At 60.8% G+C, this 18,467-nt stretch carries 18 protein-coding genes; 15 read left to right on the top strand and 3 right to left on the bottom strand.

Features of this window, described 5'->3' with window-relative positions; genetic code table 11:
* Positions 1 to 102: 102 nt before the first annotated feature.
* Complete coding sequence (gene uraH / locus BLU48_RS04465; protein WP_038447273.1) at positions 103 to 456, bottom strand: hydroxyisourate hydrolase; 354 nt, start codon at positions 454 to 456, stop codon at positions 103 to 105.
* Between the two features lie 430 nt (positions 457 to 886).
* Between uraH and puuE the strand changes: the two genes are divergently transcribed.
* The 7 genes from puuE (at position 887) to BLU48_RS04430 (ending at position 7,866) form a co-directional block, all read left to right on the top strand.
* On the top strand, positions 887 to 1,813 hold the full coding sequence (gene puuE, locus BLU48_RS04460; RefSeq protein WP_057022983.1) for an allantoinase PuuE: 927 nt from the start codon (positions 887 to 889) through the stop codon (positions 1,811 to 1,813).
* A complete protein-coding gene (gene uraD, locus BLU48_RS04455) occupies positions 1,810 to 2,325 on the top strand; it encodes a 2-oxo-4-hydroxy-4-carboxy-5-ureidoimidazoline decarboxylase (RefSeq protein WP_057022984.1) in 516 nt (171 codons plus the stop codon). The genes puuE and uraD overlap by 4 nt, the downstream gene beginning before the upstream one ends.
* Positions 2,326 to 2,366: 41 nt before the next feature.
* On the top strand, positions 2,367 to 3,362 hold the full coding sequence (alc, locus tag BLU48_RS04450; protein WP_057022985.1) for an allantoicase: 996 nt from the start codon (positions 2,367 to 2,369) through the stop codon (positions 3,360 to 3,362).
* A 124-nt stretch (positions 3,363 to 3,486) separates the two neighbouring features.
* Positions 3,487 to 3,990: an ureidoglycolate lyase gene (locus BLU48_RS04445; protein ID WP_005789953.1), complete on the top strand. Its 504-nt coding sequence runs from the start codon at positions 3,487 to 3,489 to the stop codon at positions 3,988 to 3,990.
* A gap of 50 nt (positions 3,991 to 4,040) precedes the next feature.
* A complete protein-coding gene (locus BLU48_RS04440; protein WP_043049811.1) occupies positions 4,041 to 5,324 on the top strand; it encodes a urate hydroxylase PuuD in 1,284 nt (427 codons plus the stop codon).
* Between the two features lie 175 nt (positions 5,325 to 5,499).
* The gene (locus BLU48_RS04435; RefSeq protein WP_057022986.1) at positions 5,500 to 6,849 is read left to right on the top strand and encodes a nucleobase:cation symporter-2 family protein; all 1,350 of its coding nucleotides are present in this window, start codon (positions 5,500 to 5,502) and stop codon (positions 6,847 to 6,849) included.
* Positions 6,850 to 7,080: 231 nt separating this feature from the next.
* Positions 7,081 to 7,866, top strand: coding sequence for an outer membrane protein OmpK (locus BLU48_RS04430; RefSeq protein ID WP_057022987.1), 786 nt, complete (start codon positions 7,081 to 7,083; stop codon positions 7,864 to 7,866).
* A gap of 111 nt (positions 7,867 to 7,977) precedes the next feature.
* Here BLU48_RS04430 and BLU48_RS04425 read toward each other — a convergent pair whose 3' ends face one another.
* Together BLU48_RS04425 and BLU48_RS04420 are read right to left on the bottom strand one after the other, a co-directional pair.
* Positions 7,978 to 9,126 carry a patatin-like phospholipase family protein gene (locus BLU48_RS04425; RefSeq protein ID WP_057022988.1) on the bottom strand — a complete coding sequence of 383 codons (1,149 nt, stop codon included), beginning with the start codon at positions 9,124 to 9,126 and terminating at the stop codon, positions 7,978 to 7,980.
* A 30-nt stretch (positions 9,127 to 9,156) separates the two neighbouring features.
* The gene (locus tag BLU48_RS04420) at positions 9,157 to 10,092 is read right to left on the bottom strand and encodes a lipid A biosynthesis lauroyl acyltransferase (protein WP_057022989.1); all 936 of its coding nucleotides are present in this window, start codon (positions 10,090 to 10,092) and stop codon (positions 9,157 to 9,159) included.
* A gap of 119 nt (positions 10,093 to 10,211) precedes the next feature.
* Between BLU48_RS04420 and minC the strand changes: the two genes are divergently transcribed.
* From minC to BLU48_RS04385, 8 genes are all read left to right on the top strand, one after another.
* Positions 10,212 to 10,949 (top strand): septum site-determining protein MinC, encoded by a 738-nt coding sequence (minC, locus tag BLU48_RS04415; RefSeq protein WP_034117002.1) that lies wholly within the window; start codon positions 10,212 to 10,214, stop codon positions 10,947 to 10,949.
* Positions 10,950 to 11,149: 200 nt separating this feature from the next.
* Positions 11,150 to 11,962, top strand: a complete 813-nt coding sequence (gene minD, locus BLU48_RS04410; RefSeq protein WP_003175251.1) for a septum site-determining protein MinD — start codon at positions 11,150 to 11,152, stop codon at positions 11,960 to 11,962.
* Positions 11,963 to 11,965: 3 nt separating this feature from the next.
* Positions 11,966 to 12,220, top strand: coding sequence for a cell division topological specificity factor MinE (minE, locus tag BLU48_RS04405; protein ID WP_003175252.1), 255 nt, complete (start codon positions 11,966 to 11,968; stop codon positions 12,218 to 12,220).
* A gap of 96 nt (positions 12,221 to 12,316) precedes the next feature.
* A complete protein-coding gene (locus BLU48_RS04400; protein WP_005789965.1) occupies positions 12,317 to 12,952 on the top strand; it encodes an RluA family pseudouridine synthase in 636 nt (211 codons plus the stop codon).
* Between the two features lie 174 nt (positions 12,953 to 13,126).
* Positions 13,127 to 14,416: a M18 family aminopeptidase gene (locus tag BLU48_RS04395; RefSeq protein ID WP_005789967.1), complete on the top strand. Its 1,290-nt coding sequence runs from the start codon at positions 13,127 to 13,129 to the stop codon at positions 14,414 to 14,416.
* A gap of 214 nt (positions 14,417 to 14,630) precedes the next feature.
* The gene (locus BLU48_RS31970) at positions 14,631 to 14,807 is read left to right on the top strand and encodes a hypothetical protein (RefSeq protein WP_164484829.1); all 177 of its coding nucleotides are present in this window, start codon (positions 14,631 to 14,633) and stop codon (positions 14,805 to 14,807) included.
* A 72-nt stretch (positions 14,808 to 14,879) separates the two neighbouring features.
* Entirely contained in the window at positions 14,880 to 17,045 is a 2,166-nt protein-coding gene (locus BLU48_RS04390) for a mechanosensitive ion channel family protein (RefSeq protein ID WP_057022990.1), read from the top strand.
* Positions 17,046 to 17,061: 16 nt separating this feature from the next.
* Positions 17,062 to 18,408, top strand: a complete 1,347-nt coding sequence (locus tag BLU48_RS04385; protein WP_057022991.1) for an amidohydrolase — start codon at positions 17,062 to 17,064, stop codon at positions 18,406 to 18,408.
* Positions 18,409 to 18,467: the final 59 nt, after the last annotated feature.

The following is an 18,467-nucleotide window of genomic DNA, read 5'->3' as shown; positions in this document are numbered from 1 at the left end:
ACATAGTTGGGCGTGCGGCGCACAAGCCGCGGGCAAAAAAAAGCCCGCAGTGTGCGCGGGCGAAACCAACGAAGAGCATTTGGGGGCAAGCGCGGCGACGACTTAGCTACCGCGGTAGGTGGAGTAGCTGTAAGGCGAAATCAGCAGGGGCACATGGTAATGATCCTGTTCGGCGCTGATGCCGAAGCGCAGCACCACCACATCGAGAAACGCGGGCTGGGGCAATTGCACACCACGGGCGCGGTAATAGTCGCCGGCACTGAATTGCAACTGGTAGACACCGCTGCGGTAGTCGTCACCTTGCAGCAGCGGCGCGTCGCAACGGCCGTCGCTGTTGGTCAGGGCGCTGGCAACCAGTTCCAGCTGCGCGCCTTCGACGCGGTACAGCTCGACCTTGATCGCGCTGCCGGGGCAGCCGTGCGCAGCGTCCAAAACGTGTGTGGTCAAACGTCCCATGGCGTTTACGCGCCTCCTGAAGTCAGTAGAAGAGAAACCCGCACTTTTTCAGGGCAGTGAAAAAGTCGGCGATGAGCGATTAAGACACTTTCCACTAAAATTGTACACAATAAATTCAACCTACTCATCGCGTCTCTTGACCTGCTCCCAGTAGGAGCGAGCTTGCTAGCGAAAAACGCCAACGATACCGCGGGTCTTCAGGAGAAACGCGGTGACTTAAAGCTTTTCCCAAGCAAGCTCGCTCCTACAGTTCTATGCACCTACGCAGACAGCGGAGTTATTTTGTTTAAATTGACCAGTCAGGCAGGTTTCTTGCAACCCTTGTAAACCGACCGTTCAGAAAAAATGCAGAAATGCACACTTACAAAGTGGCGAATAAGTTGTATACAATCACTCATCGCCACCTCGACGAACAAGAAGGAAGACTGCAGTGAGCGCTGACTACCCACGCGACCTGATCGGTTACGGCAGTAACCCTCCTCACCCCCATTGGCCGGGCAAGGCACGCATCGCGCTATCGTTCGTACTCAACTACGAAGAAGGCGGCGAGCGCAATATCCTGCATGGCGACAAAGAATCCGAAGCCTTCCTCTCGGAAATGGTCTCGGCCCAGCCGCTGCAAGGCGAGCGCAACATGAGCATGGAGTCGTTGTACGAATACGGCAGTCGTGCCGGCGTGTGGCGCATCCTCAAGCTGTTCAAGCAATTCGATATCCCGCTGACCATCTTCGCCGTGGCCATGGCCGCCCAACGCCACCCGGATGTGATCCGTGCGATGGTCGATGCCGGTCACGAAATCTGCAGCCATGGCTATCGCTGGATCGACTACCAGTACATGGACGAGGCCCAGGAACGCGAGCATATGCTCGAAGCGATCCGCATCCTCACCGAGCTGACCGGCGAGCGCCCACTGGGTTGGTACACCGGGCGCACCGGCCCCAACACCCGGCGGCTGGTGATGGAGGAAGGCGGCTTCCTCTATGATTGCGACACCTACGACGACGACCTGCCCTACTGGGAACCCAACAACCCCACCGGCAAGCCGCACCTGGTGATCCCGTACACCCTGGACACCAACGATATGCGCTTTACCCAGGTGCAGGGTTTCAACAAGGGCGATGATTTTTTCGAGTACCTCAAAGACGCGTTTGACGTGCTGTATGCCGAAGGCGCCGAGGCACCGAAGATGCTGTCCATCGGCTTGCATTGCCGCCTGATCGGTCGCCCTGCCCGCCTGGCCTCCTTGAAGCGTTTTATCGAATACGCCAAGAGCCACGAACAGGTGTGGTTCACCCGGCGTGTCGACATTGCCCGCCATTGGCAGCAAACCCACCCCTGCACGGGAGCGGCGAAATGACTGCATTCCAGACCTTGAAACCTTCGACCTTGAGCCGCGAAGCTTTCGTCCAGGCCTTTGCCGATATCTACGAACACTCGCCATGGGTGGCCGAAAAGGCCTTCGAGCTGGGCCAGGATGCTTCGATCGACCAGATCGAAACCCTGCACCAGCGCATGAGCGATATCCTGTTGAGTGCTGATCACACCCGCCAGTTGGCATTGATCAACGCTCACCCGGACCTGGCCGGTAAAGCCGCCGTCCAGGGCCAACTGACCCAAGCCAGCACCGATGAGCAAGCTGGCGCGGGGATTCACCAATGCACGGCCGAAGAGTTTTCTCGCTTCACCGAGCTGAACGACGCCTACAAGGCCAAGTTCAAGTTTCCCTTCATCATGGCGGTAAAAGGCAGCAACCGGCACCAGATCCTCGCCGCGTTCGAAACGCGCATACACAACTCGACAGACACCGAGTTCAAGTGCGCGCTGGACGAGATCAACAAGATCGCGTTGTTCCGTTTACTGACCCTCTAAACGACCATCCCCAGCCACTCTATCTAAGGCAGACAAGAAGAATGAAAGCTTACGCCGTACCTTTCGAGAAGTTCGTCAACCTGGCCGACGCCCGCCTGGGCACCAAGATCATCTCGGTGACCGATGACTGGTTCGCCGACGCCAACCGCCTGTTCCAGCCGACCCCGGCCGTGTGGAAGGAGGGCGTTTTCGATGACAACGGCAAGTGGATGGACGGCTGGGAATCACGCCGCAAGCGCTTCGAAGGCTACGACAGCGCAGTGATCCGCCTGGGCGTGCCCGGCTCGATCAAGGGCGTGGACATCGACACTTCATTCTTCACCGGCAACTACCCGCCATCGGCGTCCCTGGAGGCCTGCTTCCTGGCCTCGGGCGAGCCGGATGCCAACACCCAGTGGGTGGAAGTGCTGTCGGCGGTAGAGCTGCAAGGTAACAGCCACCACTACCACGAAATCAACAACGACCAGGCGTTCAGCCACCTGCGCTTCAACATCTACCCGGATGGCGGCGTAGCCCGTCTGCGCGTGTATGGCGTGCCGTTCCGCGACTGGTCTTCGGTGGGCGACAACGAACAGGTCGACCTGGCTGCCGCGCTCAATGGCGGGCGTGCCCTGGCCTGCTCTGACGAACACTTCGGGCGCATGAGCAACATCCTCAACCCGGGCCGTGGCATCAACATGGGCGACGGCTGGGAAACCGCACGCCGTCGTACACCTGGCAATGACTGGGTGATCGTCGCGTTGGGTCACCCGGGCGAGATCGAGAAGATCGTCGTCGACACCCTGCACTTCAAGGGCAACTACCCGGACACCTGCTCGATCCAGGGCGCGTTCGTGAAGGGCGGCACTGACAGCCAGATCGAAACCCAATCGCTGTTCTGGCGCGAGCTGCTGCCGGCGCAGAAACTGGAAATGCACGCCGAACACACCTTCGCCGAGCAGATCAAGGCGCTGGGGCCGATCACCCATATCCGCTTGAATGTGTTCCCGGATGGCGGTGTGAGTCGCCTGCGCGTCTTGGGCAAGGTAGCGAAATAAGGGTGAACCCAATCGCGGGCAAGCCCGGCTCCCACAGGGGTACGCGGTCAAATGTGGGAGCCGGGCTTGCCCGCGATAGCGGTAGACCAGACAACATCAAATTTGGAAACTTAAGAAGACAGCCATGCGCACACTGATGATCGAACCCCTGACCAAAGAAGCCTTCGCCCCTTTCGGAGACGTTATCGAAACCGACGGCAGCGATCACTTCATGATCAACAACGGGTCGACCATGCGCTTTCACAAGTTGGCTACGGTCGAAACAGCACAACCTGAAGACCACGCCATCATCAGCATCTTCCGCGCCGATGCGCAGGACATGCCGCTGACCGTATGCATGCTGGAAAGACACCCGCTGGGCAGCCAGGCTTTTATTCCGCTGCTCGGCAACCCCTTTCTGATCGTGGTCGCGCCACTTGGCGATGCACCTGTATCAGGCTTGGTCCGCGCCTTCGTCACCAACGGCAGGCAGGGCATCAATTACCATCGCGGCGTCTGGCACCACCCGGTGCTGACGATCGAAAAGCGGGATGACTTCCTGGTGGTTGATCGCAGTGGCACAGGCAATAACTGCGATGAGCATTTTTTCAAAGAGGATGAGCGGTTGATCCTCGCCCCCCACCAATAAGAGAAGGCCGGATCACCCGACAACAGGGTGACAGGCGAGAGGTAAAGACTGTGGAAGCACATTTGATGGAATGGCTGAACCTGAGCGTGCGCTGGGTTCACATGATCACTGGCGTCGCCTGGATCGGCGCTTCGTTCTACTTTGTCTGGCTGGAAAACAACCTCAATCGCGTCAACCCCAAGAGCGGCCTGGCCGGTGACTTGTGGGCGATCCACGGTGGCGGTATCTACCACCTGGAAAAATACAAACTGGCCCCGCCGACCATGCCGGACAACCTGCACTGGTTCAAATGGGAAGCCTACTTCACCTGGATGTCGGGCGTCGCGCTGCTGTGCGTGGTGTTCTACTGGAACCCGACGCTGTACCTGCTCGCCCCCGGCAGCAGCCTCAGCGGCACCGAAGGCGTGTTGCTGGGCATCGGCTCGTTGTTCGCCGGCTGGTTCATCTACTCCTTCCTCTGCGACTCGGCCCTGGGCAAGCGCCCTGCCCTGCTCGGCTTGATCCTGTTCGTGCTGTTGATTGCGGCGGCCTACGGCTTCAGCAAGGTGTTCAGCGGCCGCGGTGCCTACCTGCACGTGGGCGCGGTGATCGGCACGATCATGGTAGGTAACGTATTCCGCATCATCATGCCGGCGCAACGCGCACTGGTGGCGGCCATCGCCGAGAACCGCACGCCGGATCCAGCGCTGCCGGCCAAGGGCCTGCTGCGTTCGCGGCACAACAACTACTTCACCTTGCCGGTGCTGTTCATCATGATCAGCAACCACTTCCCGAGCACCTATGGCAGCCAATACAACTGGCTGATCCTGGCCGGGATCGCGGTGGCGGCAGTGTTGGTACGGCACTACTTCAACACCCGGCACAACAGCCAGAAGTACGCGTGGACCTTGCCGGTGGGCGCGTTGGCGATGATCAGCCTGGCGTATGTGACCGGGCCCAAGCCGGCTCCGGAAGTGGCCAAGGCGCCTGCGGCGATTGAATACCAGCCACTGCCGGAAACGGCATTGGGCGGGGGTTTGAAGCCCGCAGCGCCTGCCGCGCCTGCCGCTGAACCGGCACCGGCCCAGGCCACCACCGACTTCGGCCAGGTGCACCACGTGATCGAGCAACGCTGCACTGTGTGCCATTCGGCCAAGCCGACCAGCCCGTTGTTCAGCACCGCGCCGGCTGGGGTGATGTTCGACACGCCGGCACAGATCCAGCAGCAGGCGGCACGCATTCAAGCGCAGGCCGTCGCCAGCCAGATCATGCCGTTGGGCAACATCACCCAGATGACCCAGCAGGAAAGAGACCTGATCGGCACTTGGATCAACCAAGGAGCCCGCACCAACTGACAGGTTCACACAGGATCAATGTGGGAGGGGGCTTGCTCCCGATTGCGGTGTGTCATTCAAAGCATCAGTGACTGAAACACCGCTATCGGGAGCAAGCCCCCTCCCACAGGGGTTCTGCTGTGTTTTGAAAATTGCTTTGCAAACAACACAAAAATAAAAAGATCCGAGGTGTTGCATGACCGAGTTAGTCGAACCGCAGATTCCTGCCGCGCCCGCCATGGTGCGGCTGCCCCTCTTGCAACTGATTCTGGTTGGCCTGCAACACGTCTTGCTGATGTACGGCGGCGCCGTCGCCGTGCCCCTGATCATTGGCCAGGCCGCGGGCTTGAGCCGTGAAGAAATCGCCTTCCTGATCAACGCCGACCTGCTGGTGGCCGGGATCGCCACCATGGTGCAATCGTTCGGTATCGGCCCGGTGGGCATCCGCATGCCGGTGATGATGGGCGCCAGTTTTGCCGCCGTCGGCAGCATGGTCGCCATGGCCGGCATGCCCGGTATCGGCTTGCAGGGCATCTTCGGCGCGACCATCGCCGCCGGGTTCTTCGGCATGCTCATCGCGCCGTTCATGTCCAAGGTCGTGCGCTTTTTCCCGCCGTTGGTGACCGGCACCGTGATTACCGCCATCGGCCTTTCGCTGTTTCCCGTGGCCGTGAACTGGGCCGGGGGTGGCAGTGCCGCCGCCACATTCGGCTCACCGGTCTACCTGGCGATTGCCGCCCTGGTACTGGCCACCATCCTGCTGATCAATCGCTTCATGCGCGGCTTCTGGGTCAACATCTCGGTGTTGATCGGCATGGCGCTGGGCTACGGCTTGTGCGGCCTGCTCGGCATGGTCGACCTCAGCGGCCTGGCCCTGGCACCGTGGGTGCAGGTGGTAACGCCGCTGCACTTCGGCATGCCCAGGTTCGAGTTGGCGCCGATCCTGTCGATGTGCCTGGTGGTGGTGATCATCTTTGTCGAGTCCACCGGCATGTTCCTCGCCCTGGGCAAGATCACCGATCAGGAGGTCACACCGAAGATGCTGCGTCGCGGCTTGCTGTGTGATGCCGGCGCGTCGTTCTTTGCCGGTTTCTTCAACACCTTTACCCACTCCTCCTTCGCGCAGAATATCGGCCTGGTACAGATGACCGGCGTGCGCTGCCGCTCGGTCACCATCATGGCAGGCGCTTTCTTGATTGTGCTGAGCCTGCTGCCCAAAGCCGCTTACCTGGTGGCGTCGATCCCGCCGGCGGTACTCGGTGGCGCGGCGATTGCCATGTTCGGCATGGTGGGGGCGACCGGGATCAAGATCCTGCAGGAAGCCGACATTGCTGATCGCCGTAACCAGTTGCTGGTAGCGGTAAGCATCGGCATGGGCCTGATCCCCGTGGTACGCCCGGAGTTCTTCGCGCAATTGCCGCTATGGATGAGTCCGATTACCCATAGTGGCATCGCTATGGCCACCCTCAGCGCGTTGTCGCTGAACATACTGTTCAACATCCTAGGCGGCGCTGAGCGCGTTGCCGTTGAGCACGTCCACACCTGAAGCATGCTCCATGGCCGTCCTGCGTGCGCTGTAACGGCGCACTTGAGCCCGGCCGTGGGAGCCAGTATTCTCCGCGCCCGCTTGAATCGACGGTTTTTAACCGCCTTGGCGCGGCTTTTGCTGTAAGCATAAAAGCTGACCAAACAGATGATTTTTTCAGCGAATCCAAAGGCGCCACATCAGAGCGCCAGATTAGAAAACCATAAAAAACTTTAACTCGGGAGCAACCGAATGAAACCTATGTTCAAGGGCCTGATGCTGGCAGGATCCCTGCTGGCCGCTGGCCAAGCCGGAGCCGGCGACTTGTTGCAGTGGCAGAACAACAGCCTGACTTACCTGTGGGGCAAGAGCTTTACCGTCAACCCGCAGATCCAACAAACCGTCACCTTCGAACATGCTGACTCCTGGAAGTATGGCGACAACTTCTTCTTCCTGGACCGTATCTTTTACAACGGCAAGGAAGACGGCAACGTCGGCCCCAATACTTACTACGGCGAGTTCAGCCCACGGTTGTCATTCGGCAAGATTTTCGACAAGGACCTGTCGTTCGGCCCGATCAAGGATGTGTTGCTGGCCTTCACCTACGAGTTCGGCGAAGGCGATAACGAATCCTACCTGCTCGGTCCTGCCATCGACTTGAACATTCCTGGCTTCGACTACTTCCAGTTGAACTTCTACCAGCGCCAGACCGAAGGCAACCGCCCGGGTGATGGTGTCTGGCAGATCACCCCGGTGTGGTCCTACACCATTCCCGTGGGCAACTCCGATGTGTTGATCGACGGTTTCATGGACTGGGTGGTGGATAACGACAAGAACGCCCGTGGCACTTATCACGCCAACCTGCACTTCAACCCGCAGGTCAAATACGACCTGGGCAAGGCGCTGCATTGGGGCGACAAGCAGTTGTATGTGGGTTTTGAATACGACTACTGGAAGAACAAGTACGGGATCGAAGACAGCGGTGCCTTCAAGACTACCCAGGACACGGCGAGCTTCCTGGTCAAGTACCACTTCTAATAAACACTGCTGGACAAAATGTGGGAGGGGGCTTGCTCCCGATAGCGGTGTGTCATTCAAAGTATCTGTGACTGAATCGCCGCCATCGGGAGCAAGCCCCCTCCCACATTTTCAGTTCGGCGTCAGGCCGAGGAACCGAGTGATTTCTTCGCGCTTGGCCAGCGCATCCTTGCGCCCCAACTCGATCAATTCGCTGCAATACCCCGCCTCGAACAGCAAGTAACTTAATACCCCCGCGCCACTGGTCTTGGTCGCCCCCGGCCCACGCAAGAACAAACGCAACGCCGCCGGCAATTCCTGGCGATGCCGCGCAGCGATCTCATCGATCGGCTGGCTGGGCGCAATCACCAGCACTTCCACCGGCGCCAGGCCCTGTACCGCTGCATCAGCAGGCACGACGCGGCTGAACTGGTTCAAGCGCTCCAGCAGTTCGATATCGCTTTCCAGGCTGTCGATGAAGGTGCTGTTGAGCATATGCCCGCCAATCTGCGCCAGCGTCGGCTGCTGGCCGGTGTAGGTGCGTTGCATCGAAGGTTCATTGCCCCGTGGGTTGCCGCTCACGCCGACCACCAATACGCGGCTGGCGCCCAGGTGCAGGGCCGGGCTGATCGGCGCCGACTGGCGCACCGCGCCATCACCGAAGTACTCCTGATCAAGCTTGACCGGCGCAAACAACAGCGGAATCGCCGAACTCGCCAGCAGGTGCTCCACCGTCAGTTGGGTGGGCACGCCGATCCGGCGATGGCGCAACCAGGCATCGATGGTGCCGCCGCCCTGATAGAAGGTCACCGCTTGCCCGGATTCATAACCGAAGGCCGTGACCGCCACCGCCTGCAAATGCTTGCAGCGAATGGCTTCGTCGATGCCGTCCAGGTTCAGGCGTTCTTGCAATAATTCGCGCAGCGGCGAGCTGTTGAGCAGTGCCACTGGTACCTGTGCGCCCAGGCCCAACAGGCTGTGGATGAGGAAACGACTGGCCTGGCGTATCACCCCCGGCCAGTCGCTGCGCAGCACTTGGTGACTGCGAAAGCCCTGCCAGAACGCCGTCAATCGTTGGATAGCCGCACGGAAATCGGTGGCCCCGCTGGCCAGGCTCACCGCATTGATCGCACCGGCCGACGTGCCGACAATCACCGGAAAAGGATTCGGCGCCCCTGGCGGCAGCAGCTCGGCAATCGCCGCCAATACTCCCACCTGATACGCCGCTCGCGCCCCGCCGCCAGAAAGAATCAAGCCTGTGACCGGTTCAACTGGGCGCATTGCGTCACTCCATGTGGGAAAAGCCAGCGCTTATCGGCGGCGTTTTTCGTACAGCTTGGGTTCACCCGCCGGTCGGCTCTTGAAGCGGCGGTGGGTCCACAGGTATTGCTCGGGGCATTCGCGTACCGAGGCTTCGACCCATTGGTTGATGCGCAGGCAGTCGACTTCGTCGGTTTCGCCGGGGAAGTCGGTCAACGGCGGATGGATCACCAAGCGGTAACCGCTGCCATCGGCCAGGCGTTCCTGGGTGAACGGCACAACCAGCGCCTTGCCCAGGCGTGCGAACTTGCTGGTAGCGGTGACAGTGGCGGCCTGGATGCCGAACAGCGGCACGAAGATGCTTTGTTTGGCGCCGTAGTCCTGATCCGGTGCGTACCAGATGGCGCGGCCGGCGCGCAGCAGCTTGAGCATGCCGCGCACGTCGTCGCGCTCCACGGCCAGGGAATCGAGGTTGTGGCGTTCGCGGCCACGGCGCTGGATAAAGTCGAACAGCGGATTGCCGTGCTCGCGGTACATGCCATCGATGGTGTGTTTCTGCCCGAGCAGCGCCGCGCCGATTTCCAGGGTGGTGAAGTGCAAGGCCATGAGGATCACGCCCTTGCCTTCCAACTGCGCCTGCTTGAGGTGCTCCAGCCCTTCGACATGGGCCAGGCGCGCCAGGCGCGGCTTGGGCCACCACCAGCTCATGGCCATCTCAAAGAAGGCGATGCCGGTGGAGGCGAAATTTTCCTTGAGCAGGCGTTTGCGTTCCTTGGCGGACTTTTCCGGGAAGCACAGCTCAAGGTTGCGCGCCGCGATACGGCGGCGATCGCCGGCCACGCGGTACATGCCCGCGCCCAGCAGGCGACCAATGGTCAACAGCGCCCGGTACGGTAACTGGGTGACCAGCCACAGCAGGCCGAGCCCCAGCCACAGCAGCCAAAAACGCGGGTGAAGAAATACAGCTCGAAAACGCGGGCGATCCATTACAGATTCCGGTAAAGACAAGGGCCGCGCATTCTACAACGGTTCGACTCGGCTTGCGGCGGGTGAGTGTTCTCGTTATAAGTCTCGACACTTTTCGTGACAAGCCGCTTTCGCCGACCATGAGCCAAACCGAACCGCTAGACCAAGATCCCGTGTTCCAGCTGAAAGGCAGCATGCTCGCCATTACCGTGCTGGAACTGGCCCGCAACGACCTCGATGCCCTGGACCGCCAACTGGCCGCCAAGGTCGCCCTGGCGCCGAACTTTTTCAACAATGCCCCGCTGGTGCTGGCCCTGGACAAGCTCCCGGCCGGCCAAGGGGCGATTGATTTGCCCGGGCTGATGCGCGTATGCCGCTCCCATGGCTTGCGTACCCTGGCGATTCGCGCCAGCCGTATCGAAGACATTGCCGCAGCCATCGCCATTGAACTGCCAGTACTGCCACCGTCCGGCGCCCGTGAGCGTCCGCTCGAACCATTGGTCGGTGAAGAGAAGAAAAAACCGGAAAAACCGCCCGAGCCTGCGATCAAGCCAACAAAGATCATCACCTCGCCCGTACGCGGCGGGCAGCAGATTTACGCCCAGGGTGGCGACCTCGTGGTGATCTCCTCGGTCAGCCCGGGGGCGGAACTTCTTGCCGATGGCAACATCCATGTATACGGCCCGATGCGCGGACGCGCCCTCGCCGGCATCAAGGGTGATACCAAGGCCCGGATTTTTTGCCAGCAGTTGACCGCTGAGCTAGTGTCCATCGCAGGCCAGTACAAGGTTTCAGAAGATTTGCGCCGTGATCCGCTGTGGGGGGCTTCGGTGCAGGTCAACCTGTCGGGCGATGTGTTGAACATCATTCGTCTTTAACGGATACTGCCGCATTTTCCAAGCATCTCTAGACTCTGATAGCAAAGCGAAACCGGCAAGACTTGTGTAGGAATATTTGGAAGTTGGTGTTTCCCTGCGGAAACTGCATCTTTTTCCTACAAAGGCTGTCCGCCTGCAGCGAGTTCCAAGAGATGTTTTTCAGGGACTGAAAAGTCCTTTTTCCTTAGGGGTGAAACACCTTGGCCAAGATTCTCGTGGTTACATCCGGCAAGGGTGGTGTGGGTAAGACCACCACCAGCGCCGCTATCGGTACCGGCCTCGCTCTGCGCGGCCACAAGACAGTCATCGTCGACTTCGACGTCGGTTTGCGTAACCTCGACCTGATCATGGGCTGCGAACGCCGCGTGGTGTACGACTTCGTCAACGTAGTCAACGGCGAAGCCAACCTGCAACAGGCCCTGATCAAGGATAAGCGCCTTGAAAACCTGTACGTGCTGGCCGCCAGCCAGACCCGTGACAAGGATGCGCTGACCAAGGAGGGCGTGGGCAAGGTCCTCGCCGAGCTGAAAGAAACTTTCGAATACGTGGTATGCGATTCCCCGGCCGGTATCGAGACCGGTGCTCACCTGGCGATGTACTTCGCCGATGAAGCCATCGTGGTGACCAACCCGGAAGTCTCCTCGGTACGTGACTCGGACCGCATGCTCGGCCTGTTGGCCAGCAAGTCCAAGCGCGCCGAAGAAGGCCAGGACCCGATCAAGGAACACCTGCTGCTCACCCGCTACAACCCTGAGCGCGTCAGCAATGGCGAAATGCTCGGCGTTGAAGACGTGAAGGAAATCCTCGCCGTGACCCTGCTGGGCGTGATCCCGGAATCCCAGGCCGTGCTCAAGGCATCCAACCAGGGCGTGCCAGTGATCCTCGACGACCAGAGCGACGCCGGCCAGGCGTACAGCGATGCCGTGGATCGCTTGCTGGGCAAGACCGTGGAACACCGCTTCCTCGATGTCAAGAAGAAGGGATTCTTCGAGCGTATCTTTGGAGGCAACTAAACAATGAAATTTCTCGACTTCTTTCGCGCCAACAAAAAGCCAAGTACCGCGTCGGTAGCGAAAGAGCGTCTACAGATCATCGTGGCGCACGAACGCGGCCAACGCAGCACGCCGGACTACCTGCCAGCCTTGCAGAAGGAACTGGTGGAGGTGATCCGCAAGTACGTCAATATCGGTAACGATGACGTGCATGTCGCCCTGGAAAATGACGGCAGTTGCTCGATTCTGGAACTCAATATCACCCTGCCCGATCGTTGATCGAAAGGGCGGTCGCTACGGCGGCTCGGTCACCTTGATCCCTCTTCGGGAGCCAGGTGGTCGAGCGGCCGTTGGCGTTTGTTACGAGGCTGTTTAATGCCGCTGTCCAATATCCATATCCTGCATCAGGACGATGCCGTCCTGGTGGTGAACAAGCCGACCCTGCTGCTCTCGGTGCCGGGTCGCGCCGACGACAACAAGGATTGCCTGATTACCCGCCTGCAGGAAAACGGTTACCCCGAAGCCCGTATCGTCCATCGGCTTGACTGGGAAACCTCGGGGATCATCCTGCTGGCCCGCGACGCCGACACCCACCGCGAACTGTCCCGCCAGTTTCACGACCGCGAAACAGAAAAAGCCTACACCGCCCTGGCATGGGGCCAGCCGGAACTGGACAGCGGCAGCATCGACCTGCCCCTGCGCTACGACCCGCCGACCAAGCCACGGCATGTGGTGGACCACGAGTTCGGCAAGCACGCCCTGACCTTCTGGAAAGTGCTGGAGCGTTGTGGCGACTGGTGCCGCGTGGAACTGACGCCGATCACTGGGCGTTCGCATCAGTTGCGTGTGCATATGCTGTCCATCGGGCATCCGTTGCTGGGTGATGGCTTGTATGCCCATGAACAAGCGTTGGCTGCCTGGCCGCGGCTGTGCCTGCATGCAAGCATGTTGAGCTTCACCCATCCGCAAAGCGGCGAGCGGCTGCGCTTTGAGTGCCCTGCCCCGTTCTAGAATTGGCAATACAATCAAAACTGTGGGAGGGGGCTTGCTCCCGATGGCGGAGTGTCAGTCACTGTATTTGCTCACTGACACACCGCAATCGGGAGCAAGCCCCCTCCCACATTTGTTCTGTGCACTTCTGGCCATCGAACGGTAAACTCCGCGCATTGCTGTCTGGAGCTATTTATGCGCGAAGCGTTGAATCAAGGCCTGATCGACTTCCTCAAGGCCTCCCCTACTCCTTTTCATGCCACTGCCGCCCTCGCCCAGCGCCTGGAAGCGGCCGGTTACCAGCGTCTCGACGAGCGCGACACCTGGGCGACCGAGGCCAACGGTCGCTATTACGTGACCCGCAACGATTCCTCGATCATCGCCTTCAAGCTCGGCCGTCACTCGCCGCTGCAGGGCGGTATCCGCCTGGTCGGCGCCCACACCGACAGCCCATGCCTGCGGGTCAAGCCCCAGCCTGAGCTGCAACGCCAGGGTTTCTGGCAGTTAGGGGTGGAAGTCTATGGCGGCGCGCTGCTGGCACCGTGGTTCGACCGCGACCTGTCCCTGGCCGGCCGCGTCACCTTCCGCCGTGACGGCAAGGTCGAAAGCCAGCTGATCGACTTCAAACTGCCCATCGCGATCATTCCCAACCTGGCCATTCACCTCAACCGTGAAGCCAACCAAGGCTGGGCGATCAATGCCCAGACCGAGCTGCCGCCGATCCTCGCGCAATTTGCAGGCGACGAACGCGTGGACTTCCGTGCCGTTCTCACCGAGCAGTTGGCCCGCGAGCACGGGTTGAACGCTGATGTGGTGCTCGACTACGAGCTGAGTTTCTACGACACCCAAAGTGCCGCGGTCATCGGCCTCAATGGCGACTTCATCGCCGGTGCGCGCCTGGACAACCTGCTGTCGTGCTACGCCGGCCTGCAAGCCTTGCTGACCAGCGAGACCGACGAAACCTGCGTGCTGGTGTGCAACGACCACGAAGAAGTCGGCTCCTGCTCGGCCTGCGGCGCCGATGGCCCGATGCTGGAACAGACCCTGCGCCGCCTGCTGCCCGAAGGTGATGAGTTCGTACGCACCATTCAGAAGTCCCTGCTGGTATCGGCCGACAATGCCCACGGCGTGCACCCCAACTACGCCGAGAAGCATGACGCCAACCACGGCCCGAAACTCAACGCCGGCCCGGTGATCAAGGTCAACAGCAACCAGCGCTACGCCACCAACAGCGAAACCGCCGGGTTCTTCCGCCACTTGTGCATGGCCGAGGAAGTGCCGGTGCAGAGTTTTGTAGTCCGCAGCGACATGGGTTGCGGCTCGACAATTGGGCCTATTACCGCCAGCCACCTGGGCGTGCGTACCGTGGATATCGGCTTGCCGACCTTTGCCATGCACTCCATTCGTGAACTGTGCGGCAGCCATGACCTGGCGCATCTGGTGAAGGTGCTGGGTGCGTTTTATGCGAGCCGCGACCTGCCCTGATTTGATGGGCGAAATGTGATCGAATGTGGGAGGGGGCTTGCTCCCGATAGCAGTGGGTCAGCCAATAGATTCAGTGACTGACGCTCCGCCATCGGGAGCAAGCCCCCTCCCACATTGGGTTCTGTGTACTGCCAAACTGACTTGCATCACCTGCACTTCCTGCAATCACGCCTAGACTTGTCAAAACTTCCACTGTGACAAGGCTATTGCTCCCATGATCTCAATGTCCTCCTTCCACGCCATGCTGATTCCCATCGTGATCGGCATGATCATGCTCGCGGTCGGTTTCAACTTTCGCGACAAGCCCCTCGGCGTGTTCGGCATGTGGATCGGCATGCTGTTGATCCTGGGTACCGTGGTGTACAAGATTCTCGCCAAACTGGCGGAATGATAAATGCGCTCGCATTGGGCATAGCGGCCTCGTACACTCGGTCAATTCGTCGTTTTCAAGGTTGACCGCCTCGTGTTCTCCCGTTTGTTTGCCCTGCCCTGCTACCTGCTGATCGCCCTGCTCACACTGCTGCCGCTGACGTCCGCCCAAGCCGTAGGCTTGCCCGGCATGCTGGGCAGCTCCAGCAAGCCCCAACCCCAGGCCGAAGTGCCACTGGGGCAGTCGCTGGACGAGGTGATCAAGACCCTGGAGAACGACCAGCAGCGCACCCAATTGCTGAGCGACCTGAAGAAACTGCGTGCCGCCACGCAAAAGGCCCAGCCCGCCGCCGAACAAGGCGTGCTCGGGTTGATCGGCAGCACGCTGTCGGGCTTTGAGCAGCAGTTTTCCGGCGCCGACAGCCCGCTGGGGCGCTGGTCGAATGAAGTCGACCTGGCCAAGGATGAACTGGGTGCACTGATGCTGCCGGCCAACGAGTGGCTGCCGATCATCTTCGGCTTTGCCGTGATCCTGGCGGTGTGGAGTCTGCTGGCCGCCGCGTTGATCTGGCTCAGCCACCGGGTACGCGAGCGCTTCGGCTTGCCCGAGGAGTTGCCGCAACACCCGCGGACCTGGGACATGCTGCGCTTTGCCCTGCGCAAGCTCGGGCCCTGGCTGATCGCCCTGGTCATCACGGTTTACCTCAGCTACGCCCTGCCGTCATCCCTGGGTAAATCCCTGGCGATGGTGCTGGCCTATGCCTTGGTGATCGGTACCTGTTTCTCGGCGATCTGCGTGATTGCCTTCTCCGTGCTCGACGGCCCACACCGCCACCGCGCCCTGTATATCCTGCGCCATCAGGCGTTCCGCCCGTTGTGGTGGATCGGCAGTTTTGCCGCCTTCGGTGAAGCCCTGAGCGACCCGCGCCTGGTCGAGGCGCTCGGCCAACACCTGGCCCACACTGCCGCGACTGTGGCCAATGTGATGGCGGCGCTGTCCACGGGCGTATTTATCCTGCGTTTCCGCCGGCCGATCGCGCACCTGATCCGCAACCAGCCGCTGTCGCGCCGCCTGACCCGCCGCGCCCTCACCGATACCCTGTCGATCATCGGCACCTTCTGGTACATCCCAGCCTTGCTGTTGGTGGGGATCTCACTGTTCGCCACCTTCCTGTCGGCCGGCGACACCAGCACCGCCCTGCGCCAGTCGCTGCTGTGCACGGTGCTGCTGGTGTTGTGCATGGTGATCAACGGCTTGGTGCGCCGCCACGCCCTCAAGCCGCAACGCGGGCACAAGCGCCATGCGCTGTACTCCGAGCGCCTCAAAGGCTTTGTCTACACCCTGGTGCACCTGGTGGTGTGGCTGGTGTTTATCGAGTTGGGGCTGCGGGTGTGGGGCCTGTCGATGATTCGCTTTACCGAAGGTGACGGCCATGAAATAGCCGTGAAGCTGTTCGGCCTCGGTGGCACCTTGCTGTTTGCCTGGCTGATCTGGATCCTCAGCGACACCGCGATCCACCACGCCCTGACCCGCTCACGCAAAGGCCTGGCCAACGCGCGTGCGCAAACCATGATGCCGCTGATCCGCAACGTGCTGTTCGTGACCATCTTCATCATCGCCGCCATCGTGGCCCTGGCGAACATGGGCATGAACGTCACGCCACTGCTGGCCGGTGCGGGCGTGATCGGTATCGCCATCGGCTTTGGTGCGCAGTCGCTGGTAGCCGACTTGATCACCGGCTTGTTCATCATCATCGAGGACTCCCTGGCAATCGACGACTACGTAGACGTCGGCGGCCACCTCGGCACGGTGGAAGGCCTGACCATCCGCACCGTGCGCCTGCGCGATATCGACGGCATCGTGCACACCATCCCGTTCAGCGAAATCAAGAGCATCAAGAACTACTCCCGGGAGTTCGGCTACGCGATTTTCCGGGTGGCGATCCCCTACAACATGGAAATCGACGATGCGATCAAGCTGATGCGCGATGTCGGGCATGCCATGCGCAACGACCCGCTGCAACGCCGTAATATCTGGTCGCCGCTGGAGATCCAGGGTGTGGAAAGCTTCGAGTCCGGCAGTGCGATCCTGCGCGCACGCTTCAAGACCGCACCGATCAAGCAGTGGGAAGTGTCGCGGGCGTTCAACCTGTCGCTCAAGCGCCACCTGGATGAAGCCGGGCTCGACCTGGCGACACCGCGCTTGAGTGTGCAGGTGGTCACCGCCGGCACGGTGCAGGAGAAAGAACCAGAACAATAAAGAAGGAGAGGTTTGTATGCGTTTGAACGGTTTGACACATCAATGGGTGTTCGGCTTGCTCTGCGGGGTTGCCAGCAGCGCAGTGATTGCCGCCAGCAGTGGTCAGGATAGCGCCCGGGAGGAAATTGCCGCCCAGGCGAAGATCCTTGAACCGAGCCTGCTCGAAACCCGCCGCGATATCCACACCCATCCAGAGCTGGGCAACGCCGAAACCCGCACCGCCGAGCTGGTCGCCAAACAGCTGCGCGAACTGGGCCTTGAGGTCAAGACGGGCGTGGCGCGAACCGGCGTCGTCGCCGTCTTGAAAGGCGCCCTGCCCGGCCCGACCGTGGCCCTGCGCGCCGACATGGATGCGCTGCCGGTCAAGGAAGTCGCCGACCTGCCCTTCGCCTCCAAGGCCAAGGGCACCTACCTGGGCAAGGAAGTCGATGTGATGCACGCCTGCGGCCACGACGCCCACACCGCGATCCTGCTGAGCACTGCGAAAATTCTTACCGGCATGCGCGAGCGTTTGCCCGGCACCGTGGTGTTCTATTTCCAGCCGGCCGAAGAAGGCCCGAGCGACTTCAGCCCCGACGGCAAGAACACCTGGGGCGCGAAGATGATGGTGCAGGAAGGCGTGATGAAAGCGCCGAAGCCGGATGCGGTGTTCGGCCTGCATGTGTGGGCCGGCGTACCGGCCGGGCAGATCGCCTACCGCCCGGGCCCGACCCTGGCCAGCTCCGACGACCTGCGCATCAAGATCCTCGGCAAACAGACCCACGCGGGGCAGCCCTGGAACGGCATCGACCCGATCACCGTCGGCGCACAAACCATTGTCGGTTTGCAGACCGTGGTCAGCCGCCGCACCAATATTTCGTCATCGCCCTCGGTGGTGAGCATCGGCACCATCAACGGTGGCACCCGCTACAACATCATCCCCGAGTCGCTGGAGATGACCGGCACCATCCGCTCCTATGACTACGGCATTCGCCAGAAGCTGCATGCAGATGTGCGCCAGACCGTAGAGAAAATTGCCGAAAGCGGCGGCGCCAAGGCCGAAGTGACGATCATCGAGAAGTACGACCCCACCATCAACAACCCGGCACTGACCGAGAAAATGCTGCCGAGCCTGCGTTGGGCAGCCCGGGATGACGTGGTGCAAGGCCCGTTGGTAGGAGGCGCCGAAGACTTCTCGTTTTATGCCAAGGAGGCGCCGGGATTGTTCGTGTTCCTGGGGGTGACCCCGAGGGATCAGGACATGAGCAAGGCGGCGCCGAATCACAACCCGGGGTTCTTTGTGGACGAGTCGGCGTTGGTGGTGGGAGTGAGGACGCTGGCGTCGCTGGCGACGGATTACCTGTACACCCACACCCCGCAGTAGTGCTTCTTAATGTGGGAGGGGCGGTGCGACGATTCGACTTGCCCCCTCCCACATTTGAA

The organism is Pseudomonas synxantha (assembly GCF_900105675.1).
GTDB lineage: Bacteria > Pseudomonadota > Gammaproteobacteria > Pseudomonadales > Pseudomonadaceae > Aquipseudomonas > Aquipseudomonas synxantha.
This window is presented reverse-complemented; position numbering and strand designations above follow the sequence as displayed.